Raw genomic sequence first — 22,951 nt, forward strand, 5'->3', positions numbered from 1 at the left:
CGTCGCTTGCGCCGTCGCAGCATGGGATAGCGCGGGTCAGGCATGGAGATCGTAGCTTTTCAGCAAATCGTACAACGTCGGCCGGCTGATCCCGAGCAAGCGCGAGGCGCCCGAAATATTGCCATCCGCCCGTGCCAGCGCTTGGCGGATCGCTTTCCGGTCGGCGAGTTCACGGGCGGCGCGCAGGTTCAGCGCCGAGGCTTCCTCGGCCTTGCCGTCGAGGTCGAGATCGGTCGCGGTCACCAGCTTACCATCGGCCATGATCACGGCGCGCTTGATCCGGTTTTCCAGCTCGCGGACGTTGCCCGGCCACCCCCAGCCATCGATCGCAGCGCGCGCGTCGGGAGCAAGGCCGGTGACGACGGGGTTCATCGACGCAGCGTAGCGCGTGACGAAGTGGCGCGCGAGCAATACCGCGTCGCCGGTCCGGTCGGACAGCGCAGGGATCCGCACGACGATCTCGGCGAGGCGGTAATACAGGTCCTCCCGGAATCGCCCGTCGGCGACCATCGCGTCGACATTCTGGTGCGTCGCACACACGATCCGCGTGTCGACCGGGATCGCTTTGCGCCCGCCGATGCGTTCGATCACGCGTTCCTGGAGGAAGCGGAGCAGCTTCACCTGGAGCGCGAGCGGTACGTCGCCGATCTCGTCAAGGAACAGCGTGCCGCCGGCGGCCTGTTCGATCTTGCCCTCGGTGGTCTTCACGGCGCCCGTGAACGCGCCCTTCTCATGGCCGAACAGTTCGCTTTCGAGCAGGGTTTCGGGAATTGCAGCGCAGTTGATCGCGACAAAATTCCCGCGCGATCGCGGTGAGGCGTCGTGCAGGCCACGGGCGAGCAGTTCCTTGCCGGTGCCGCTCGCACCCAGCAGCATCACTGAGACGTTGGCGGGCGCGACCCGCTCCAGTGTGCGGGTGACTGCGGCCATCTCCGGTGAGGCGCTGATAAGTCCACCGAACCCACCCGCTTCGATGCGCGCTGCGAGACGGCGGTTCTCCGCCTCCAGCGCGTGAACATGAAACGCGCGGCTGACGATCAGGCCGAGCGCATCGATGTCGATCGGCTTGGCGTAGAAATCCCAGGCGCCGTCGCCGATCGCCTGCAAAGCACTTTCGCGTGCATCGTGACCCGACGCGACGATCACCTTGGTATCGGGCTTGATCGCCAGGATATTGCGCAGGGTGGCAAACCCTTCGGTGACGCCGTCCGGGTCGGGCGGCAGGCCGAGATCGAGCGTGACGACCGACGGCTCGTGCGCGCGGACCGCATCGAGCGCCTGCGTCCGATCGCTGGCGACGACGATCTCGTACCCCTCATACGCCCAACGGAGTTGACGCTGCAGCCCGAGATCATCCTCGACGATCAAAAGGACGGGGCGATCCTGGTTCGTCATGCTGCAACCCTCAGCGAGGCGGTAGCGACTGCGGGAAGCAGGATACGAAAGCGTGTGCCTTCGCCTTCCCGGCTTACGACCTCGAGCGAGCCGCCCATCGCGTGCACCAACTGGCGCGCTTCGAACGCGCCAATGCCGAACCCGGCAGGCTTCGACGACACGAACGGACGGAAAAGCTGATCGCGGACGAAGCCGGGCGCCATCCCGCAACCGTGATCGATGACGTCGATCGCGACACGGTCGCCGGCCGCCTCGACCGACAAGAAGATCGGATCGTCCGCACTGCTTGCCTCGACGGCGTTCTGGATGAGCTGGCCGAGCACTTGCTCGAGTCGTGCGGCATGGCCGAGCGCACTGGCCGAACCGCCCTGCGTGACGATCGGATGCTGAATCTGGCGGGCGATCGCTACGCGTTCGACGATCGCCATCACGTCGAGCGGTTGCAGCGGCTCTCCGCGGACCGGCCCATGCTGCGAAAGGCGCGCAAGCAGCGCATTCATGCGATCGGATGAGTCCCGAAGAGTGGCGACCATGTCGACCCGAAAATCAGGGTTGTCGGCGTGACGTTCGGCGTTGCGGGCGACCAGCGTCAATTGGCTCACCAGGTTCTTGATGTCGTGCAGGATGAACGCGAAGCGCCGATTGAACTCGTCGAACCTCGCCGCATCCGCCAGCGCCGCATGCGCGCGATCCTCGGCAAGATAACTTGCGGCTTGTCGCCCCGCGACCCGGAGCAGGTCGAAGTCCTCCCAATCGAGCGCGCGGTCGATCGGCGGGCGGGCGAGCACGATCGCCCCGACCAGCGCGCCGCCATGCATCAGCGGGACGATCGCCCAGGCTTCGGAGCATTCGCGAAGCCACGCGGGGACGCTTGCACATTCCTCGGCAGGCGCGGTACCGGCGCGGACAGGGTCGAGTTCGACGATCCGGGCGTCACGCGCGAGGTAGGTCGCAAGCGCATCGTGGCGAAGTCCTTCGGCCGCGCCGATCCAGTTCCATGCCGCGCCCAGCCCCAGCGATGCGCCATCGGGCACCAGCAGCAGCCCGCCAGGGGAGTCGGTCAGATCGGCGATCGACTGCACCACGCGGGTGTCGAGCGTCTCGGCACCCCCGCCCGGCTTACCGAGCGTATCGGTAAAGCGCTGCCACTCGGCGCGGTAATCATAGCGGTGGCGGAAGAGGTGCTTGGCGATCTTGACCTTGGTCCACGCGCGCAACCACGGCGTCGACAGCAGCGCCAACATGGTCGCGGTCGCGCCGAACACGATCGCGGCCTGTACGGCGCGCGCGTGAGAGCCCGCATACCCGCCCGCAATATGGGTCGCGAGCGCGGTTATACCGGCGTAGAGGATCAGCGCGACCGCCGACAGCGCGCGAACCGCGATCGGCCGCGACAGCGCCAGCGTCCAATCGCCACTGCGATGCACGCCGACCACCAGCAGCGTTGCCACGCCCATCATCACCGCACCATTGGCGACGATCATCATCGGCGCCCAGCGTGCGTCGAAATAGACCGCTCCAGAGACGACGAGGTCGGCGCTCCACATTCCTGCAAGAGCGAGCAACACGAGGCGGATGCCGCCGCGCGTGGCTGGCGCCGCTTGATAGAGGTGATGAACCAGCACGAGGCCGCTAACGGCGCCCATCATCCGCAACACGGTCCGCGCGGATTCAATCGCGGCGAGCGCGTCGGCATCCAACCCCATTTGCTCGACGATCGCCAGCAGTGCGGCGGTTCCGGCGAGCGCCATGACGACGAAATAGACGGCCCCGAGGGCATAATTGCCTGCCCGATCGCGTCGGACCAACGCGAGCATGAAGCCGAGCCACGCGATGTCACGCACGCTCGCGACGATACGGGTCGCGACATCGCGCGAGTCGATCCCGGCGACCGCAAGCGCCCACAGGCTGGTCGTCACCAGCGCGATCACGAACGCGATGTGCGGCCAATGCCCGCTGGGCCGCCGCAACCGTGTCGACGCGAGCGCACCGAACAGCAGCGCCGCAAGCGCGTGGCTCCACAGAACGAGCGTCGTGATCATGCCGCGACCATGCGAGCGGTCATCGCGCGCCCGCCGGCCACAGCACGACGCGTATCGTCTGCAACAGGATCAACATGTCGAGGAATGGCGAGTAGTTCTTCGCATAATACAGGTCGTATTCGAGCTTGTGCCTGGCGTCCTCGATCGACGCGCCATACGGATAATTGATCTGCGCCCAGCCGGTAATGCCTGGCTTCACCATGTGGCGCTCAGCATAGAACGGTAGCTGTTGTTCGAGCTGTTCGACGAACTGCGGGCGCTCGGGACGCGGACCGACGAAGCTCATCTCGCCCTTCAGGACGGTCCAGGTCTGCGGCAGTTCGTCGATCCGTACCTTGCGGATGAACCGGCCGACCCGGGTGATCCGCGGATCGTCCTCCGCCGCCCACACCGCCGTCCCTGCGACCTCGGCATCTTGCCGCATCGAGCGCAGCTTCAGGATATGGAAATTCTCGTGATACAGCCCGACGCGACGCTGGCGATAAAAGACCGGGCCTTTGGATTCGAGCTTGATCGCGATGGCGGTCAACAGGATGATTGGCAAAGTCAGGATCATCAGCAAACCGCTCGCGAGGATGTCGAACGCGCGTTTGAATACGCTCGACAGCATCCGGCTGGACGCGAAGCCATCCGAGAAGATCAACCAGGACGGATTGACGCTCTTCAGGTCGATGCGTCCGGTCTCGCGCTCGAGAAAGCTCGATATCTCGCTGACCTGGACACCGGTGGTACGGACGCGAAGGAGATCCTTCATCGGCAACGCATTGCGGCGTTCGTCGAGCGCGAGGATGACCTCGCTCGCATTCTGGTCGACGATGTGCGCGGCAAGGTTCGGGATATCCGCCCGTGGCATCGCATCGGGTACGACCGGATTGGCTTCCCCCATCCACACGAAGCCGGCCACGATGAAATTGATGCCAGGCTGTCGCGACAGGTCCAGGATCTGCGCGGCACGCTTGCCCGCCCCCAGGACGATGATGCGGCGCTTGAACGTCTCACCGCCGAGCGTCTTGCCAAGGAGCGCGCGCACCGTGACCAGCAACACGGTCGCGATGACTGTGGAATAGAGCAGGTTCGAACGCCAGAAGGTCAGCGCCGGCACCAGGAAGAAGATCAGCGACAGGAACATCACGCCGAGGGCGAGCGCCACCGCAAGACGCGCGGCCGCAAAGCGCAGCGACAGGAACGACGCCACGCCATAGGCACCGACCGCGACCAGCGACACCTGCAACGCGATCGCAAACGTCAGCAGCTGCGCGATGCGCGTCCCGATCGGCTCGACGATCATGCCGATCTGATGCGCACGCACGACCCATCCGACCTCTGCCGAGACGATCAGCAGAATCAGGTCGACCAGCCCCAGCAACAGGACGGTATGCGGCACATAGTGTTTGAAGAGGCGTATCATGATCCGCTATCCCGACACATCGGTGTAAATGCTACCGACACCCGAATGCCACGTCTCGCAGCAAAACCCCAAAAAAGGCTGAAGATGACGCATCCAATCGGATCATTCGACGATTGGCACGCGTGACCGCATCGCTATAGCTCGGCGCCACCTGGAGGATTCATGACCGCACGTAAGATCGTTCCCGTTATTCTGTCCGGCGGCTCCGGCACGCGTCTTTGGCCGATGTCCCGGCCCGAGATGCCCAAGCAGATGCTGGCGCTGACGGCGAACGAAACGATGTTGCAGTTGACCGCGGGTCGGGCGCAAGGCGAGCGCTATGCCGCACCGATCGTCGTCGCCAATGCGCGCCACGCCGATCTGGTCGAGCAGCAATTGGCGGACGCCGGCGCGACCCCGCAGGCGCTGATCCTCGAGCCGGCCGGGCGCAACACCGCCCCTGCCATAGCGCTGGCCGCCATTGCCGCAGGCGGCGGCGGCGACGCGTTGCTGGTAATGCCGTCCGACCATGTCATTGGCGACATCGCCGCATTTCATGCGGCGATCGAGGCGGCAATGCCGCTGGTCGCGCAGGGCTGGCTGGTCACCTTCGGGATTGCACCGGACTCGCCCGAGATCGGCTATGGCTGGATACAGATCGGCGACGAACTCAAACCGGGCGTCAACCGGGTCGCGCGGTTCGTCGAGAAGCCTCCGCTCGACAAGGCCCAGTCGATGCTCGCCAGCGGCGACCACGCCTGGAACGGCGGGATCTTCCTGTTCCTCGCCGACGCCTATCTCGAAGCGCTGGCGCAGTTCGATCCGGGCATCCTGACCGCCACGCAGGAGGCGATGGACAAGGCGCGTACCGAAGGGACCCGCATCTACCCCGACGCGGTGGCCTTCGCCGCTTCGCCCGACGATTCGATCGATTACGCGGTCATGGAAAAGGCCGACCGCGTCGCGGTGGTGCCGGTCGACATGGGCTGGAACGACGTCGGCAGCTGGGATGCGCTCCACGCCATCAGCGACACGGACAGCGACGGTAACGCTCATCGCAGCCACGGCGACGGCACCGTGCTGGCCATCGATACCAGGAATTGCTTCGTCCGCAGCGACGGCGTCCGCGTATCGCTGGTCGGGGTCGAAGATCTGATCGTGGTCGCGAGCGGCAACGACGTCCTGATCATGCCGCGCGGTCGCAGCCAGGAGGTCAAGAAGCTGATCGAGGCGATGAAGAAGACCGCGTCGGCAAGCTAGGCACACCGGAAATCGGTCCGGCCGCGCGCCGGACCGGTCGACCTATGGTTTCTTGCGGGTCTTCGGCACCTGCGACAGGCGTGTCAGCAACGTTGGAATATCCTCGGTGATCATTGTGTCGGTTGGCGTTTGCCACGACGACCGGAGCGTTTCGCCGACGTCTTGCAGTCGTGCGCCGGCTTCACGCCTGGATGTCTCGTTTCGCACGTCTACCTCACCTACGCATACACCCGGCGGCATCCTTCGGGGGGTAAGGACACCGCCGGGCTCTCGGGTCAAACCGACGATATCCGCGCTTGTTCCGGCGGTTTCGTGACGTGCGCCGGTTCCGGTCGCCGATGCGCCGAAATTCGCAGAATCCGGGTCTGGCGGTCCGCGCGGCGATCGGCTTAGATGCGCGAAAGTTCACGGGAGAGTTCGTCATGAATCGTCGCCAGTTCCTCGCATCGGGAGGCGTCGCCGCGCTTGCCACCACGCTGTTGCCGTCGTCGGCGTTCGCACAGTCGGGCAGCGACACCGCGCTCAACGCCGATTTCGAGCGGATCTTTCAGGCGAGCGTCGCACGCTCACCCGAACTCGCGACATCGCTGGGTCTCGACAAGGGGCCGCTCGCGGGCCTGAAGAGCCAGCTCTCGCCGCGTACTCCCGACAAGCGCGCGCGCGACGTGAGCGAGACCAAGGCAGCGCTCGCCAGCCTGGCCCGCTACGACGGCGCAGGCCTGTCGCCCGCTGCCAAACTCAACCTCGAAGTCGTGCGCTATTCGCTGAACACACAGATCGCGGCGCCCGAGAAGTTCGGCATGGACAGCCCGATCCGCCCCTACCGGATCTTTCAGCAGGGCGGCGCCTATTTCCAGGTGCCCGACTTCCTCAACACCGCACACACGATCGCGGCGACCCCCGATGCCGAGGCGTATCTGTCACGGCTCGACCAGTTCGGCACGGTGCTCGACCAGGAAAGCGCGATGCAGCAGGCCGAGGCGGCACGCGGCCTGCTGGCGCCCGGTTGGTCGCTCGACCTGACGCTTGGCCAGATGCGGAAACTGCGCGGCCAGCCCGCAGCAACATCGAGCATCGTCCAGTCGCTCGTCAAGCGTGCGGCCGCCAAGGGGCTTACCGGCGACTGGCAGGCACGCGCTGCCAAGATCGTCGACGAGAAGGTCTATCCCGCGCTAGACCGCCAGATCGCGCTGATCGAACGACTAAAGCCGACCACCAAGCCCGGCGACGGCATCTGGCGCGTACCGAACGGCGACGCGATCTACGCATTGGCGCTCAACCAGGCGACGACCACGACGATGAGCCCCGACGAGGTCCACCGCATCGGCCTCGCGCAGGTCGCCGAGATCACCGCGCAACTCGACACGATCCTCAAATCACAAGGTTTCACGACCGGCAGCGTCGGCGAGCGGTTGGCGAAGCTGAACGTCACGCCTGACCAGCTCTACGCAAATACCGCGGGGGGCCGAACCGAGCTGATCGCCGGCCTCAACGACGGCATCAGGGCGATGTACGCCAAGCTTCCCCAAGCGTTCTCCGAGGTGCCGACGCAGCCGCTCGAAATCCGCGCGGTACCGGTTGAGATCCAGGACGGCGCGTCGAACGGCTATTATAATCGCGCCTCGCTCGATGGCAGCCGCCCGGCGATCTACTTCGTCAATTTGAAGGACGTCGGCGACTGGCCGAAATACACGCTGCCGTCGCTGACCTATCACGAGGGCGTGCCGGGGCATCACCTCCAGATCAGCCTCGCGCAGGAATCGAAGGACATTCCGACGCTGCGCAAGATCGGCTTCTTCTCGGCCTATTCGGAAGGCTGGGCGCTGTACGCCGAACAGTTGGCGGACGAACTTGGCGCCTATGCGTCGCCGCTCGAGCGTGCCGGCTATCTCCAGTCGTTCCTGTTCCGCGCGACGCGACTGGTGGTCGATACCGGTATCCATGCCAAGCGCTGGAGTCGTGAGAAGGCGACCGACTATATGGTCGCGACCACTGGCTTTGCGCGGCCGCGGACGCAGCGTGAGGTCGAGCGCTATTGCACGCAGGCCGGGCAAGCGTGCAGCTACAAGGTCGGCCACATGGCATGGACGCGCGCGCGGCTGAAGGCGAAGGCGGCGCTGGGCGACAAGTTCGACCTGAAACAGTTCCACGACATCCTGAAGGAAGGCGCCATGCCGCTGACGATCCTGGAACGGCGTGTGGACGAGCGGATCGCGGCGATCCGCGGGCGCGTGTAAATCTGTATGAAGGCGGCGATCATGGGACTGGCAGCACTGTTGGCGGGGGCTGGCGCTCTCGACTATGCCGCGCGACCAGCCGCATCGGATGCCATTCTCAAGGCCGAACTGATCGACGCGCAAGCGCCCTATCCGCAGGCGCATGCGTCGACGATCGTGCAACTCTCTGACGGCAGCCTGATGGCGGCCTGGTTCGCTGGATCGGGCGAAGGCAATGCCGATGTGCGGATCTGGACGTCGCGCAACGGTGGCGGAAAAGGTGACGGGTGAACCATGCCCAAGCCGGTGGCGAGCGGGATCGGCGTCAATGGTCGCCGCTTTCCCACCTGGAACCCGGTGCTCTTCCAGCCCGCCCCCGGTGACCTCCGCCTGTTCTACAAGGTCGGGCCGAACCCGCGTGACTGGTGGGGCATGATGCTCAGCTCGACCGACAATGGTCGCAGCTGGAGCAAGCCGGACCGCCTGCCCGATGGGGTACTCGGCCCGATCAAGAACAAGCCCGTCGTGCTCCCCGACGGCAGCTGGCTTGCACCATCGAACCGCGAAGAGGGTACTGCGGAGGCCAATCGCTGGTCGCTCCGCATGGAACGTAGCACCGATCGCGGCGCGCATTGGACGGTCGAGCCACCGATCCCCTCGCCGATGCATATCGAGGCGATCCAGCCCAGCGTTCTGTCCTACCCCGACGGGCGGCTCGAAGTGATCGCCCGAACGCGCCAGGGTGCGTTGGCGATGAGCTGGTCGAAGGATATCGGCCGGACCTGGTCGCCGCTCGCCGCGATCGACCTTCCCAATCCGAACGCGGGCACCGATGCGGTGACGCTGCGCGATGGGCGACAGCTGATCGTGTACAACCACGCCGGTCATTGGCCCGACCGTCCGGGCGACGGACCGCGCTGGCCGCTCAACCTCGCGCTGTCGGACGATGGCATGCGCTGGCATCCGGTGCTGACGCTGGAAAGCAAGCCGCTTCCCGACGGCTATGCCTATCCCGCGGTGATCCAGACGCGCGACGGGCTGGTCCGGATCACCTACACCTATGATCGCAAGCACATCAAATACGTCGTGGTCGACCCGCGGAGACTGCGCTGATCTGGACTAGAGCGATGCCCACGCCGTCTCGAAGTTCAGTTGGACATCATAATCGTACGGCACCCTGCCCTTGTTCTCCCGCGAAGGCGGGGAGCCCAGTCTGGATCCCCGCCTTCGCGGGGAAACATGTCTTTCGTCCCGGGGGTTCGCGGCGAGCCGCACGCCCCCCGAGCCCGCTCACCGTCCCCGGGCATCTAGCGTCTGCGCAGCCACGCGGACCGTTACGATCTGGACGATGTCCGCAGCGGAGGTGGCGAGCATGACCTTGTAGTCGCCGCCCGCGATCTTCCAGCCGCCACTGGAGACGTCGAACGTCGCAAGCAGGCGCGGGTCGATCGTCACCGACACCGTCTGGCTCTTGCCCGGTGCGAGATCGACCTTGCGGAACGCGCCGAGCCGCTTCGGCGCTTCCCAGCCGGTGCCAGACACATAGACCTGCGCGACCGCCTTGCCCTGCGCGGCGCCGGTGTTCTGGACGGTGAAGTCCGCCTTGACGCCCTTGCCGGCAGGCGCCGCGGTCAGGCCGCTCATCGCGAAGTTCGTGTAGGACAGGCCGTAGCCGAACGGGAACAGCGGTTTGGCGCCGGTCTTGTCGAACCACTTGTAGCCGACCGCCGCGCCCTCGATGTCGTAATTGCCCATCGGATGAGAATCGCGGTCGAGCTTGGGATCGCCCTCGAGCTTGGGCCGCGGGGTCTGCGCGAGCGACGCTGGGAACGTCGCCGGCAAGTGGCCCGAAGGATTGACCTCACCGGTCAGCACGCGCGCGATCGCCTCGCCGCCCGCCGTACCAGGGTACCACGCCTCCAGCACCGCGCCGACCTTGCCGAGCCACGGCATCACCACCGGACCGCCGGTCTCTAGCACCACTACCGTCTTCGCGTTTGCACGCGCAACCGCATCGATCAGCGCGTTCTGGCCAGCCGGCAGGTTCAAGTCGGGGACGTCGAACGACTCGCCGGTCCACTGCTCGCCAAATACGATGACGACATCCGCTTTCCGCGCCGCCGCGGCGGCCGCCTTCACGTCCTTGCCGTCGAGGTAGGTGACGGTCGCGCCGGTCCGCGCTTGCAACGCCTTCATCGGTGACGACGCGTGATAGGTCTTGGGACCGGGGAAGCCGCTCGGGAACTCGTCGGGCACGACCAGGCCGTTGGTCGGCGCGTTGTGCGAATAGACCTGGCTCGATCCACCACCCGACAGCACGCCGACATCGGCATGCGCGCCGATCAGCAGGATCGACTTGGCCGACTTGGCGATCGGCAGCAGACCCGCGGTATTCTTGAGGAGGACGATGCCCTCTTCCGCATCGGCGCGCGTCACCGCGGCGTGCGCAGTATAGTCGATCTTGGTCGCCTGATCGCCGTTCACGACGGTGTCAAACGCGCCGACCGAGACCATGCCCCACAGCACGCGCCGCGCCATGTCGGTCGCGCGCGCTTCGCTGACATGGCCGTTGTTGACCGCCTCGCGCAGGGCGTCGGCGAAATACGCCGAGCGATCGAACGCCCAGCCCGACTGCTGGTCGAGCCCGGCGTTGGCGGCCTCGCTGGTCGAATGCGTCGCGCCCCAGTCGGACATGACATAGCCCTTGAAGCCCCAGTCGCGCTTGAGCACCTTGTTCAAGAGCCAGTCGTTCTCGCACGCGTAATGCCCGTTGACGCGGTTGTACGAGCACATCACCGAGCCGGGCTGGCCGACCTCGTTGGCGATCTCGAACGCGAGCAGATCGGACTGGCGTGCCGCCTGTTCGCCGATCTTGTGATCGATGTTGTTGCGGTTCGTCTCCTGGCCGTTGAAGGCGTAGTGCTTCATCGTCGAGACGACGTGCTGCGACTGGATGCCCTTGATCTCGTGCCCGGTGATGACGCCAGCCAGCAACGGATCCTCTCCGCCATATTCGAAGTTGCGCCCGTTGCGCGGCTCGCGCGTCAGGTTCATCCCGCCCGCAAGTTGCACGTTGAAGCCCGACAGGAATGCCTCCCGGCCGATCATCGCGCCGCCCGCCTGCGCCACCTCTGGGTTCCAGGTCGCCGCGGTCGCGATCCCCGACGGCAGCGAGGTGCGGAGGCGCGGCGTCGGCCCGCGCTGGCTGGCGACGCCGACGCCGGCATCGGTCTCCCACTGGTTGGGGATGCCGAGCCGCGGGATACCGGGGACGATCCCGGCGGACGCGGGTAGACCGTCCTTTGGATAGACCCAGTTCTTGACCGGCGTCTTTAGCCAGTCGGCGTTGGTCGCGAAATAGCCGAAAGTGAGCTGCAGCTTCTCGTCGAGCGTCATCTCCTTGAGCAGCAGGTCGACGCGCGCATCCGCGCTCAGCGCGGTGTTCATCCAAGGCCGCGCCCTGGGGGCCGCGGTCTTCGCCGCCGCGGCGCCAGGCGCGTTGTTGGTTGTCTGCGCGGCAACCGGCGCCGCAATTGCGAGAACCGATCCCGCGAGCAATCGGACGAACAGGGCGCGGGAACGGAATGCGGTCATGGGCTCTCTTCCACGTGATCTTGTGCGGACCGTGTGTGACGCGTCCATCCCGTTGCCGCAACCGGTCGTCGTATCGGGCGGCGGATCAAATGGGTCCGAAACCACCGCCACCGGGTGTTTCGATCACGAACACATCGCCCGGCCGCATGTCGACCTTGGCGGTGGAGCCGAGGTGCTCGATGCCGCCATCCGCGCGCTCGATGGTCGCCGAGCCCAGTCCGCCGGCCTCACCGCCCGCCATCCCGAACGGCGCCACGCGGCGGCGGTTGGCGAGGATGCAGGCAGTCATGTCTTTGAGGAAGCGCACGCGCCGCGTCGCCCCGTCGCCGCCGTTATGCGCGCCTGCCCCACCCGAGCCGCGGCGGATCGAGAATTCCTCGAGCAACACGGGGAACCGCGTTTCGAAGATTTCCGGGTCGGTCAGCCGGCTGTTGGTCATGTGCGTCTGGATCACCGACGCGCCGTCGAAGCCGGGGCCCGCACCTGCACCGCCAGCGATCGTCTCGTAATATTGATGCGTGTCGTTGCCGAAGGTGAAGTTGTTCATCGTCCCCTGGCTCGCCGCCATCGCGCCGAGTGCGCCGAACAGCGCGTCGGTGACGACCTGGCTCGTCTCGACGTTGCCGGCGACGACCGCGGCCGGATAGCGCGGGTTGAGCATCGAGCCCTCGGGCACGCGGATCGTCACGCCGCGCAGGCAGCCGTCGTTGAGCGGCACCGCCTCGTCGATCAGCGCGCGGACGACGTAGAGAACGGCGGCGCGGACGATCGAGACGGGGGCGTTGAAGTTGGTCGGGCGCTGGTCGCTGGTGCCGGCGAAGTCGACCTCGATCGTCGCGGCCTCGCGATCGACGCGGACTGCCACGCGGACGACCGCGCCGTCGTCCATCTCATAGGCGAACTCACCGTCGTCGAGCGTTGCGATCAGGCGGCGGACTGCGGCGTCGGCATTGGCCTGAACGTGCTCCATGTAGGCCGCGACGACGTCGGCGCCGTACTCGTTCGCGAGTCGTGTGAGACCGGTCGCGCCGCGCGTACAGGCGGCCAACTGCGCGGCGAGATCGGCGATGTTCTGGTCGATGTTGCGCGCGGGATAGGGGCCGCTGGCGAACACTGCGCGCAGTTCGGGTTCGAGGAAGCGGCCTTCATCGACAACCAGAAGGTCGTCGAGCAGCACGCCCTCTTCCTCGACCGACCGGCTCTCGGGGGGCATGGATCCGGGGGTGATCCCGCCGACGTCCGCGTGATGCCCGCGGGCCGCTACGAAGAACGCGGGCGCATCGCCGGCATCCGCGAAAACCGGCATGATGACGGTGATGTCGGGCAGGTGCGTGCCGCCACGATACGGCGCGTTGAGCGCGTAGGCGTCGCCGCGGCGGATACTGCGGCCGTCTGCGCCGCCGCCTCGCGCGTCGATGATCGTGCGGATGCTTTCGCCCATCGAGCCCAGATGCACGGGGATGTGCGGCGCGTTGGCGACGAGGTTGCCGTGCGCGTCGAACAGCGCGCAGCTGAAGTCGAGGCGTTCGCGGATGTTGACCGACGCGGCAGAGCGCTGGAGCGCGGCGCCCATTTCCTCGGCGATGCTCATGAACAGACCGGCGAAGATCGCCAGCCGGACCGGATCGGACTCGGTGCCGATGCTCGCGCCGATACGGGGGGCGATGCGATCGAGGATCAGATTGCCGATCGGATCGACGCGCGCGCGCCAGCCGGGCTCGACGATGGTGGTCGAGACGCTGTCGAGAATCAGTGCCGGGCCATCGATGGCGTGGCCGGCGGGGAGGCCTTCGCGAGCCAGGACGGGCGTGTCGTGCCATGCGCCGGCCATGTAGACGGGGGCAACGGACAGGGGCGGGGCTGGCTCTTCGGGAAACGCGACGAGCGCTGCGTCGAGCGGCGGACTCTCGGCGATGGCTTCCGCGACGATCCGGTCGGCGATCAGCGGTGCTTCGCTGGCGAACCCGAACTGGGCGATGTGTGCGGCGTCGAACGCGGCGATCATCGCTGGCGGTTCGTAGAGATCGAGCTCGATGGTGTGGTCGGTCTGGCCTCGGCGGAGATGCACGCGGCGTTCGATCCGTACGTCATCCGCCGTGACGCCCTGCGCCACCAACGCGTCGCGCGCTGCTTCCGCCAGACCGTCCAGCGCCTGCGTGATCGCGGCATAGTCCGCGAACGCAGCACCCGAGGTCGCCTCACGGAGCACGCGGCGATCGGCTAGCCCCATGCCGTACGCCGACAGCACGCCGGCCAGCGGGTGGATCATCACCCGGTCCATCGCCAGCGCATCGGCGACGAGGCACGCATGCTGCCCCCCTGCCCCACCAAAGCAGGCGAGCGTGTAGCGCGTCACGTCATGCCCGCGCGCGACGGATATCGTCCGGATCGCATTCGCCATGTTCGCCACCGCCACCGCCACGAACCCTTCCGCCGCGACCTGCGGATCGAGCGGCAATTCCGCGAACCGGGCGGTCACCGCCTCGGCATCGAGCGGCTGGTCGCCTGCCGGTCCAAACAGCGCCGGGAAGAATTCGGGGCGAACCTTGCCGAGCATCACGTTGCAGTCGGTCACGGTCAGCGGCCCGCCTCGACGATAACATGCCGGCCCCGGCACCGCGCCCGCGCTCTCCGGGCCGACGATCAACCGCTCGCCGTCGAACCGACAGATCGAGCCACCACCCGCTGCCACCGTGTGGATCCGCAGCATCGGCGCGCGGATGCGGGCGCCGGCGATCAGCGTCTCGGTGTCGCGTTCATATGTCCCGGCGTAGTGCGATACGTCGGTCGAGGTGCCGCCCATGTCGAAGCCGATGATGTGCTCGAACCCGGCCTCACGCGCGGTCGCGGCCATGCCGACGATGCCGCCCGCCGGCCCCGACAGGATCGCATCCTTGCCGCGAAAGCCTGCGCCGTCGACCAGTCCGCCCGACGACTGCATGAACAGCGCGCCCTGCCCCAGCGCGTCGCTCAAGCCCGCGACGTAGCGATCGACGACCGGCGACAGATACGCGTCGACGACGGTCGTATCGCCGCGCCCGATCAGCTTGATCAGCGGCGCGACGCGGTGGCTAACCGAGGTTTGCGTGAAGCCGATGTCGGCAGCGATCTTCTCCAGCGCCTGCTCGTGCGCGGTGAAGCGATAGCCGTGCATTAGAACGATCGCGACCGCGCGCAAACCGCTATCGAACGCAGCCTGCAATCCTGCACGGGCCGCGTCGACGTCGAGCGGACGGAGCACGTCGCCTTCCGCCCCGACCCGCTCGTCGATCTCCACGACATGCGCGAACAGCGGCGGCGGGCGGTTCACGTCGCGCGCGAAAATGTCGGAGCGTTCCTGGTGACCGATCAGCAGCGCATCGCCAAACCCGCGGGTGATCGCGAGGGCCGTCGGCTCGCCCTTGCGCTCGAGCAGCGCGTTGGTCGCGACCGTCGTGCCGATGCGCAGTTCTAGCGACACATCCGCCCCGTCGGTCAGCCGCCGGATCGCCTCGACTGCCGCGTCGTCATAGCGTTCGGGATCTTCCGACAGCAGCTTGGCGGTGACGATCCGCCCGTCGGGCTGCCGCGCGACGACATCGGTGAACGTGCCGCCGCGGTCGATCCAGAACTGCCATGTGGTCATCGGTTACTCAGCCCAGAAATTGCGTCATCCGCGCCGCGGGATCGGTCCACGCGACCCCGCGATCGTCGAGCCATACGTCGTCGTAATAGGTGCAGCCATAACGGTCGCCGCCATCGCACAACAAGGTGACGATGCTCCCGGTCTCACCCGCCGCCGCCATCTCCTCGACGATCTGCGCGCACGCCCAGAGGTTGGTCCCGGTCGAGCCGCCGACCCGCCGCCCGAGCCGGTCGGACAGCGCGCGCATCGCACCGATGCTGTCGGCGTCCTCGATCGCGATCATCCGGTCGATGACGCTCGGCACGAAACTCGGTTCGACACGCGGCCGCCCGATCCCCTCGATCCGCGACGCGCATCCTTCGGGTAACGCCACCACCGAGCGGTCCTCGAAATGCCGGTGGAACACCAAGTGCACCGGGTCCGCGACGCACAATTTCGTGTCGTGCCGGCAATAGCGGATGAACCGCCCGATCGTCGCCGACGTGCCGCCGGTCCCCGCGCCGCAGACGATCCAGGACGGGCACGGATGCTCCTCCTCGGCCATCTGCGCGAAGATGCTTTCGGCGATGTTGTTGTTGCCGCGCCAGTCGGTCGCGCGCTCGGCGTAGGTGAACTGGTCGAGATAATGCCCGCCGGTTTCGGCTGCGAGCCGGTGCGAGACCGCGTAGACGGTGCGCGGATCGTCGACCACGTGGATCTCGCCGCCGTGGAAGCGGATCGCGTCGAGTTTCGGCTTGGCGGTCGTCGCGGGCACCACCGCGATGAAGCGCAGGCCCAGCATCCGGGCGAAATACGCCTCCGATACCGCAGTCGATCCCGACGAGGATTCGATCACCGTCGTCTCGGGCCCGATCCATTCGTTGCACAGCGCGTACAGGAACAGCGACCGCGCGAGCCGGTGCTTGAGGCTGCCGGTCGGGTGCGAACTCTCGTCCTTCAGGTACAGCACGATGCCGGGGTAGCGCGGCAAGTCGACCCGAATCAGATGCGTGTCGGCGGACCGGTTATAGTCCGCCTCGATCCGCCGCACCGCCTCCGACAACCAGCGCCGGTCGACGCGCTTCGTCACCCTTGCAGGCCGTGACGGACCAGCATCGCGGTCGGCTCGGGATCACGCCCGCGGAACGCACGGAAGCTGTCTGCCGCGGGCCGCGTGGCCCCGCGCGCAAGCACTTCCTCGCGGAACCGGTCGCCGGTCTTGCGATCGACGAGGCCGGCTTCCGCGAACGCCTCGAAGCCATCCGCCGCGAGCAGTTCGGCATAGAGATAGCTGTAATAGCCCGACGCATAGCCACCCGCGAAAATGTGGCTGAACGCATGCGGGAAGCGGTGCCATTCGGGGGGGCGGATCACCGCCACCTCGTCGCGCACCGCCTCGATCACCTCGATCGGATCGCTGCCCATCGTGCCGAGATGCAAGAGCAGATCGAACAGCGCGAACTCGACCTGCCGCAGGATGAACATCCCCGCCTGGAAATGCCGCGCCTTCACCATCCGCTCGAACAGGTCGGCGGGGAGCTTCTCGCCGGTCTTGTAGTGGCCGGACATGCCGGTCAGCACGTCCTTGTCCCAGGCGAAATCCTCCATCAGCTGGCTCGGAAGCTCGATCGCGTCCCACTCAAACCCGTTGGTGCCGGCGATGCTCGGCCGGTTCACCTTGGTGAAGAGCAGGTGGATGCAATGCCCGGTCTCGTGCAGCAGCGTCGTCACGTCGTTGTGCGACAGCAAAGACGGCGTCTCGCCGCCATCCGGCGCGAAGTTGCAGACGAGATACGCGACCGGCACCGTCACGGTATTGCCGTCATGCAGCCGAGGCCGCGCCTGCGCCATCCACGCGCCACCACGCTTGCCGGTACGCGCGTGGAGATCGAGATAGAGGCCGGCGAACACCGTCCCGCTCTCGTCCACCACGTCGAAGAACCGCGCATCGTCGTGATACAGCGACACGTCGTCCCGCTCGACCAGCCTGATCCCGAACAGCCGCTGCATCAGCGTCTGCCAGCCCTCCATCACCCGCTCGACCGGGAAATACGCCTTCACCACCTGCGCATCGACCGCATAGCGATCCTGCCGCAACCGGTTCGAGACGAAGCCCGCATCCCACGGCTCGAAATCGGCGATCCCGAGTTGCTCGGCGGCAAACGTCTTCAGCTCGGCCAAGTCACACTCCGCCGCCGGCTTTGCACGGCGCGCCAGATCGCGGAGGAACGCGATCACCTCAGCACCATTCGGCGCCATCTTGGTCTCCAGCGACCACGCGACCGGATCGGTGAAGCCGAGCAACTTGGCGCCCTCGTGACGCAGCTCGAGGATCCGCGCGATCCGCGCACTGTTGTCGAACTCGCCCGCGTTCGGCCCCTGGTCCGACGCGCGTGTCGCGAACGCGCGGTACATGCGCGCGCGCAGGTCGCGGTTCTCGGCAAACGTCAGCACCGCGTTGACGCTCGGCTGTTGCAGCGTGACCAGCCAGCCGGCCTGCCCCTTCGCCTTGGCGGCATCCGCGAACATCGCCTTGTCCGCGTCCGAGATCCCGGCGAGATCGGCCTCGTCCGTCACCAGTTCCGACCACGCATCGGTCGCATCTAGCACCGCGCTGCCGAACTCGTTCGACAACCCCGACAGCTCGACCGAAATCTCGCTGAACCGGTCACGCGCCTCGGGCTCCAGCGCCACGCCCGACAGCGTGAAGTCGCGGATCGCCTGCTCGACCGCGACCCGGTCCTCGACGGGCAAGTCGGCAAACTCCGGCGACACGCTCAGCGCCACGAACACCTCGTACAAATCGCGGTTCTGCCCGACCTTCATGTCGTTCTCGACGAGCCGCTTCTGCCCCTCCGAATACGCCGCGCGCAGCTCGGGCGTGTCCGCCACGCCGTGCAGATGCGACACCGCCGACCAGATCGCGCCGATCTCGGTATTCGCCCGCTCGTACGGCAGCCACGCGCCCGCGAAATCGGTCGGCCGCGTGGTCGTCAGCGCCTCGACCATCGCCTCATGCCGCGCGATCGCCTCGTCGAGCGCAGGCGCGATCTGGTCGGGCGACAGTTCGGCGAAACGGGGCAGCGACAGCGTATCGAGAAGTGGGTTCGTCGGGGCAGTCATGGGAAATCCTTCAGCATTCGACGACGTTGACGGCCAGGCCCCCAAGCGACGTCTCCTTATATTGCGAGCGCATGTCCTCACCGGTCTGGCGCATCGTCTCGATCACCGCATCGAGGCTGACGATATGGCGACCGTCCCCCCGCAGCGCCAGATACGCGGCGTTGATTGCCTTGATCGCACCCATCGTGTTGCGCTCGATGCAGGGGATCTGGACCAGCCCGCCGATCGGATCGCAGGTGAGCCCGAGGTTGTGCTCCATGCCGATCTCGGCTGCATTCTCGATCTGCGCATTGGTGCCGCCGAGCGCCGCGACCAGCGCGCCCGCCGCCATCGAACACGCGACGCCGACCTCGCCTTGACAGCCCATTTCGGCGGCCGAAATCGACGCGCGCTTCTTGTAGAGAAACCCGATCGCCGCCGCCGTCAGCAGGAAATCATGCGCGCCCTTCGCCGTGGGGTCCTTGGTGAACGTCTCGTAGAAGCGCAGCACCGCGGGCAATACGCCCGCCGCGCCGTTGGTCGGCGCGGTGACGACACGGCCCCCCGCGGCATTCTCCTCGTTCACCGCGAGCGCATACAGGCTGACCCACTCGAACACCGCGGAGGGATCGGCCGCAGTATCGCGCGCTTGCAACCCCTCGAACAACGCCTTCGCCCGCCGCGGCACCTTCAGCCCACCCGGCAGGATACCGCCCTGCCGACACCCACGATCGATCGACGCGAACATCGCGTCACGGACGGCGTCGAGAAACGCATCGGTCTCACTCTCCGGCCGCCAGGCGATCTCGTTCTCGCGGACGATATCGGCGATCGTCATCCCCGTCACGTCACCCGTCGCGAGCAACTCCGCCCCCGACGAGAACGGCCGCGGCAACAGGATGTTCGCCTTCACCGGCCCCGAGCCCGCCTCGACAATCGCCCCGCCGCCGATCGAGAAATAGGTCCGCTCGACGCTGCGCCCGTCACCGAACGAGGCGGTGAACGTCACCGCATTGGGATGCCCCGGCAGGAAAGTCTGCGCGTGGAACAGCAGATGTTGGCTCTCCTCGAACCCGATCTCGACCCGCTCCGCCAGCATCAGTCGCCCGCTCGACCGGATCGCCGCCAGCCGCACCGGTATCAGGTCCGGATCGATCGTCTCGGGCTGCGCGCCACTCAGCCCCAGCATCACGGCGCTATCGGTCGCATGCCCGCGCCCGGTCAGCGCCAGCGACCCATACAGATCGACGCGCACCGCAACCGGCGCGTCGTCCGCGACCAGATCGGCGAACAACCACGCCGCGCGCATCGGCCCGACGGTGTGCGAACTCGACGGCCCGATCCCGATCGTGAACAGGTCGAGGATAGAAATCGCCTGGTGGCAATCGGGGCGGGCACGCGTCTGCTCGTCGGGACGATCGAAGGTCAGGGGGGTCATCGCGCTTAGACCGCTAAGGATGGGGCGGGCGTCGATCGGCCGATGTCACGGCCGCCGCGGGTCGTCGAAACAGGGTTTGCACTAGCGATCACCAACACACTGCATCCTTCAAACCGCCATCCCCACCAGCCCTGTACGATCCATCGCTGTCGCTGGCGACAGCGGCGAGACAGACCATTCGCCCCGTCGCCATGCACGGAATTCGGATCGGCGTCACGGTGCGACGCCGCGCGTCGGGAACCGACAGTCGAATAAACCCTTGGCAAAAACCGGCGCCGATGACAGCGATACCGAGCGCCGTAGCGATGAACTATTATTCACGATGCTGCCTGTTGATCACGCGCCCGGGACATTGATACAAAACAATCAGAATGAACGCATCTCGTCATCTTGAGGCTTTTAATATCGATTTTTCCGAATTATTAGTCCGCAAGGTTCTTTCCGTGGTTGAACTCGATGTCGCACATTGTTACGGCGTCCGCAAATCATGGAGTGCAATATGCCCGAAGATGCCACCGACCTGAATGCCGTCGAACTCGCCACCGAGCTGACGATTGCTTGGCTCGGCAACCCCAATACGCGCAGCTCCGCCGAAGACGTACCCGCCTTTCTCGGCAAGATGCACGAGACCGTGTCCGCGTTGCTCGGTAGTTCCACCGAAGCGCCGGTTGCAGAGGCCCCGATCGAATATACGCCAGCGGTCACGGCACGAAAGTCGCTCGCGTCAAAGGATCACATCATCTCGATGATCGACGGCAAGTCCTACAAGACGTTGCGCCGTCATCTCGCGACGCATGGCATGACGCCCGCCGAATATCGCGAACGCTATGGCCTGAAGCCCGACTATCCCATGGTTGCCGAGAATTACTCGGAAAGCCGTCGCGCGATGGCGAAGAAGATCGGCCTCGGTCGCAAGCCTGGTTCGCGCAAGACCGACACCGCGTCCGCGCCCGCGCCGGCTGCAACGACGCGCAAGCGCAAGACCGAAACTGCCGCCGCCGAGTAAATCCCGACAGGGTATCCACGGTAACGAGACCGGCGTCTTGCGGCGCCGGTCTTTTTTTTTGGCCACGTCATGGCTGGAGCCGGTCGGTTACTTCCCGAACGAACCGCGGCGGTACAACAAAGTGATGGCGACTCGGCGATTGCGCGGATCATGCGGATCCTTGACGATCAGGGGTTCACGATCGGCCACGCCTTCGATCCGTTCGAACCGTGCTTCCGGTGTGCCACCCGAAAGTAGTCGTCGACGCGTCGCCTCCGCACGACCCGATGCCAACATCCAGTTGTTCATCGCCCGTGGATCGCCATAGGGCACGCTGTCGGTATGCCCGCGGATCATGATCGGGTTCTGCATGCCCGAGATCGAGCCCGCGATCATGCCGATCAGCTCGCCGGCCTGTGGATCGAGCGCGGTCGTGCCCAGTGCAAACATCGAATAATCGGCATCGTCGACCAGATCGATCCGCATGCCGTCGTGGGTTGGCACGAACCTGACATGGCTCGCCAGCCGCGAGAGCTTGGCCGATCCCTGGATCTGGCTGAGCACGCGCTTGCGCATCGCCTCGAAATTCTTGCGGTCTTCGCTGGCAAGCGCATCGCGGACCTTGGTCGATCCCGTCTCGCCAGTCCCGATCGACGCGCCGCCTTGGCCGGCATCGGGGATCGCGATCTGTGGCAAGCTCGACTGCCCTGGCTTGGGTCCGATCTTGTTCTTGTCGAGGATCGATTCACCGCCGAACAGCGCGCCGCCGCCGATCCCAAGCGAGCGTGTGTCGAGCAAAGTCGGCGCGAAGTAATCGGCGATCCCCTTGCGCTGCTTCTCGGTGGTCGCGCCAAGAATCCACAACAAAAGGAAGAACGCCATCATCGCGGTCACGAAATCGGCATAGGCGACCTTCCACGCCCCGCCATGATGGCCGCCATGCCCCTCGATATAGATCTTCTTGACGATGATCTTGGGCGGTTGAATGTTACCGTGCGGTGCGCGGGCCATGCTATCTGCCGCCCCTTCTACTTACCACGAAGCCCGTCGAAGACTTCGGCGAAGCCCGGCTGGTTCTTGTGCGCGATCCCCGAGCGCGCGGCCTCGATCACCAGCGGCTGCGGATGACCATGCAGCGAGGCGATGATGATCTGCTTGACCACGCCGTAAATCGCCGCATCGGCATCGAGCACCTGACGCAGCCGGTTGGCGAGCGGCGCGACCATGCCGTAGGCTAGCAGCACACCCATGAACGTGCCGACCAGTGCCGAGCCGATCATCGAACCGAGGATCGACGGCGGCTTGTCGATCGACCCCATTGTCTTCACCACGCCCAGCACCGCTGCGACGATACCCAAAGCCGGTAAAGCATCGGCGAGGCTGGTCAGCGTGCCGTGCGCGCTTTCCTCCTCATGGTGATGCGTCTTGATCGACTGATCCATCACCTCCTCGACCGCGTGCACGTCGAGCGTTCCCGACGATACCACCACCAGGCGCAACGTATCGGCGATCAGGTTGATCAGTGCGTGGTTTTTCAGGAGCTTCGGATATTCCGCGAAGATCGCCGAGGATTGCGGGTCCTCGACATGCGGCTCCAGCGCGATCGGACCGTCCATCCGGAGCATCTTCATCAGCTTGCTGACCAGGAATATGACGTCCAGGAAATCCTGTTTCTTGTATTTGGGTCCCTTGAAGACCTTGCCGAGCCCAGCCCCGAGCGCCTTGAGCTCTTTTCCCGAGTTGCCGATTATCAGCGCACCGGCAGCGGCACCGCCGATGATCAGCATCTCGTGTGGGATCGCCTCGAGCACGGGACCGAGCGCACCACCCGTAAAGGCGAACCCTCCGAACACCATGACGAGAAGGACGACGATGCCGATGACCGGAAACATGGTGCTGGAAATTCCCTATGCGCCGACCCTGGGGAC

General features: G+C 66.0%; 15 protein-coding genes. 5 read left to right on the forward strand and 10 right to left on the reverse strand.

Features of this window, described 5'->3' with window-relative positions:
• Positions 1-36: 36 nt before the first annotated feature.
• Genes prsR through O6W96_RS09300 form a run of 3 tightly spaced genes read right to left on the reverse strand, consistent with a single transcriptional unit; the run spans position 37 to position 4,845 of the window.
• Positions 37-1,395: a PEP-CTERM-box response regulator transcription factor gene (gene prsR, locus O6W96_RS09290; RefSeq protein ID WP_353469251.1), complete on the reverse strand. Its 1,359-nt coding sequence runs from the start codon at positions 1,393-1,395 to the stop codon at positions 37-39.
• Positions 1,392-3,437, reverse strand: a complete 2,046-nt coding sequence (gene prsK, locus O6W96_RS09295; RefSeq protein WP_353469252.1) for an XrtA/PEP-CTERM system histidine kinase PrsK — start codon at positions 3,435-3,437, stop codon at positions 1,392-1,394. Before prsK ends, prsR begins: the two co-directional genes overlap by 4 nt.
• Before the next feature lie 19 nt (positions 3,438-3,456).
• Positions 3,457-4,845, reverse strand: coding sequence for a TIGR03013 family XrtA/PEP-CTERM system glycosyltransferase (locus O6W96_RS09300; RefSeq protein ID WP_353469253.1), 1,389 nt, complete (start codon positions 4,843-4,845; stop codon positions 3,457-3,459).
• Between the two features lie 162 nt (positions 4,846-5,007).
• Between O6W96_RS09300 and O6W96_RS09305 the strand changes: the two genes are divergently transcribed.
• From O6W96_RS09305 to O6W96_RS09320, 4 genes are all read left to right on the forward strand, one after another.
• Positions 5,008-6,084, forward strand: a complete 1,077-nt coding sequence (locus O6W96_RS09305; RefSeq protein WP_353469254.1) for a mannose-1-phosphate guanylyltransferase/mannose-6-phosphate isomerase — start codon at positions 5,008-5,010, stop codon at positions 6,082-6,084.
• Between the two features lie 422 nt (positions 6,085-6,506).
• Positions 6,507-8,321, forward strand: coding sequence for a DUF885 domain-containing protein (locus O6W96_RS09310; protein ID WP_353469255.1), 1,815 nt, complete (start codon positions 6,507-6,509; stop codon positions 8,319-8,321).
• Between the two features lie 6 nt (positions 8,322-8,327).
• Positions 8,328-8,591: a hypothetical protein gene (locus O6W96_RS09315; protein WP_353469256.1), complete on the forward strand. Its 264-nt coding sequence runs from the start codon at positions 8,328-8,330 to the stop codon at positions 8,589-8,591.
• A 3-nt stretch (positions 8,592-8,594) separates the two neighbouring features.
• Positions 8,595-9,413, forward strand: coding sequence for a sialidase family protein (locus O6W96_RS09320; RefSeq protein ID WP_353469257.1), 819 nt, complete (start codon positions 8,595-8,597; stop codon positions 9,411-9,413).
• Positions 9,414-9,590: 177 nt separating this feature from the next.
• Here the strand turns inward: O6W96_RS09320 and O6W96_RS09325 are convergent, their stop codons facing one another.
• The 5 genes from O6W96_RS09325 to O6W96_RS09345 all read right to left on the reverse strand — a co-directional run bounded on the left by O6W96_RS09325 (position 9,591) and on the right by O6W96_RS09345 (position 20,038).
• Positions 9,591-11,894 (reverse strand): glycoside hydrolase family 3 C-terminal domain-containing protein, encoded by a 2,304-nt coding sequence (locus O6W96_RS09325; RefSeq protein WP_353469259.1) that lies wholly within the window; start codon positions 11,892-11,894, stop codon positions 9,591-9,593.
• Positions 11,895-11,979: 85 nt separating this feature from the next.
• On the reverse strand, positions 11,980-15,519 hold the full coding sequence (locus O6W96_RS09330; RefSeq protein ID WP_353469260.1) for a hydantoinase B/oxoprolinase family protein: 3,540 nt from the start codon (positions 15,517-15,519) through the stop codon (positions 11,980-11,982).
• 7 nt (positions 15,520-15,526) lie between these two features.
• Positions 15,527-16,588 (reverse strand): PLP-dependent cysteine synthase family protein, encoded by a 1,062-nt coding sequence (locus O6W96_RS09335; protein ID WP_353469262.1) that lies wholly within the window; start codon positions 16,586-16,588, stop codon positions 15,527-15,529.
• Positions 16,585-18,621 carry a M3 family metallopeptidase gene (locus O6W96_RS09340; protein WP_353469263.1) on the reverse strand — a complete coding sequence of 679 codons (2,037 nt, stop codon included), beginning with the start codon at positions 18,619-18,621 and terminating at the stop codon, positions 16,585-16,587. The genes O6W96_RS09335 and O6W96_RS09340 overlap by 4 nt, the downstream gene beginning before the upstream one ends.
• Positions 18,622-18,631: 10 nt before the next feature.
• A complete protein-coding gene (locus O6W96_RS09345; protein WP_353469264.1) occupies positions 18,632-20,038 on the reverse strand; it encodes an L-serine ammonia-lyase in 1,407 nt (468 codons plus the stop codon).
• A 499-nt stretch (positions 20,039-20,537) separates the two neighbouring features.
• Here O6W96_RS09345 and O6W96_RS09350 point away from each other — a divergent pair, with 499 nt between their 5' ends.
• Positions 20,538-21,044 carry a MucR family transcriptional regulator gene (locus O6W96_RS09350; protein WP_353469265.1) on the forward strand — a complete coding sequence of 169 codons (507 nt, stop codon included), beginning with the start codon at positions 20,538-20,540 and terminating at the stop codon, positions 21,042-21,044.
• 87 nt (positions 21,045-21,131) lie between these two features.
• Here the strand turns inward: O6W96_RS09350 and O6W96_RS09355 are convergent, their stop codons facing one another.
• Both O6W96_RS09355 and motA read right to left on the reverse strand, forming a co-directional pair.
• Complete coding sequence (locus O6W96_RS09355; RefSeq protein WP_353469266.1) at positions 21,132-22,034, reverse strand: flagellar motor protein MotB; 903 nt, start codon at positions 22,032-22,034, stop codon at positions 21,132-21,134.
• A 17-nt stretch (positions 22,035-22,051) separates the two neighbouring features.
• Complete coding sequence (motA, locus tag O6W96_RS09360; RefSeq protein ID WP_353469267.1) at positions 22,052-22,915, reverse strand: flagellar motor stator protein MotA; 864 nt, start codon at positions 22,913-22,915, stop codon at positions 22,052-22,054.
• Positions 22,916-22,951: the final 36 nt, after the last annotated feature.

The sequence above is a fragment of the Sphingomonas faeni genome (assembly GCF_040407495.1).
Classification (GTDB): domain Bacteria; phylum Pseudomonadota; class Alphaproteobacteria; order Sphingomonadales; family Sphingomonadaceae; genus Sphingomonas; species Sphingomonas faeni_D.

What these genes read in the sequence shown, in the direction of transcription:
- prsR (WP_353469251.1), bottom strand. Translation starts at nt 1,395, where the DNA reads ATGACGAACCAGGATCGCCCCGTCCTTTTGATCGTCGAGGATGATCTC.
- prsK (WP_353469252.1), bottom strand. Translation starts at nt 3,437, where the DNA reads ATGATCACGACGCTCGTTCTGTGGAGCCACGCGCTTGCGGCGCTGCTG.
- O6W96_RS09300 (WP_353469253.1), bottom strand. Translation starts at nt 4,845, where the DNA reads ATGATACGCCTCTTCAAACACTATGTGCCGCATACCGTCCTGTTGCTG.
- O6W96_RS09305 (WP_353469254.1), top strand. Translation starts at nt 5,008, where the DNA reads ATGACCGCACGTAAGATCGTTCCCGTTATTCTGTCCGGCGGCTCCGGC.
- O6W96_RS09310 (WP_353469255.1), top strand. Translation starts at nt 6,507, where the DNA reads ATGAATCGTCGCCAGTTCCTCGCATCGGGAGGCGTCGCCGCGCTTGCC.
- O6W96_RS09315 (WP_353469256.1), top strand. Translation starts at nt 8,328, where the DNA reads ATGAAGGCGGCGATCATGGGACTGGCAGCACTGTTGGCGGGGGCTGGC.
- O6W96_RS09320 (WP_353469257.1), top strand. Translation starts at nt 8,595, where the DNA reads ATGCCCAAGCCGGTGGCGAGCGGGATCGGCGTCAATGGTCGCCGCTTT.
- O6W96_RS09325 (WP_353469259.1), bottom strand. Translation starts at nt 11,894, where the DNA reads ATGACCGCATTCCGTTCCCGCGCCCTGTTCGTCCGATTGCTCGCGGGA.
- O6W96_RS09330 (WP_353469260.1), bottom strand. Translation starts at nt 15,519, where the DNA reads ATGACCACATGGCAGTTCTGGATCGACCGCGGCGGCACGTTCACCGAT.
- O6W96_RS09340 (WP_353469263.1), bottom strand. Translation starts at nt 18,621, where the DNA reads ATGACTGCCCCGACGAACCCACTTCTCGATACGCTGTCGCTGCCCCGT.
- O6W96_RS09345 (WP_353469264.1), bottom strand. Translation starts at nt 20,038, where the DNA reads ATGACCCCCCTGACCTTCGATCGTCCCGACGAGCAGACGCGTGCCCGC.
- O6W96_RS09350 (WP_353469265.1), top strand. Translation starts at nt 20,538, where the DNA reads ATGCCCGAAGATGCCACCGACCTGAATGCCGTCGAACTCGCCACCGAG.
- O6W96_RS09355 (WP_353469266.1), bottom strand. Translation starts at nt 22,034, where the DNA reads ATGGCCCGCGCACCGCACGGTAACATTCAACCGCCCAAGATCATCGTC.
- motA (WP_353469267.1), bottom strand. Translation starts at nt 22,915, where the DNA reads ATGTTTCCGGTCATCGGCATCGTCGTCCTTCTCGTCATGGTGTTCGGA.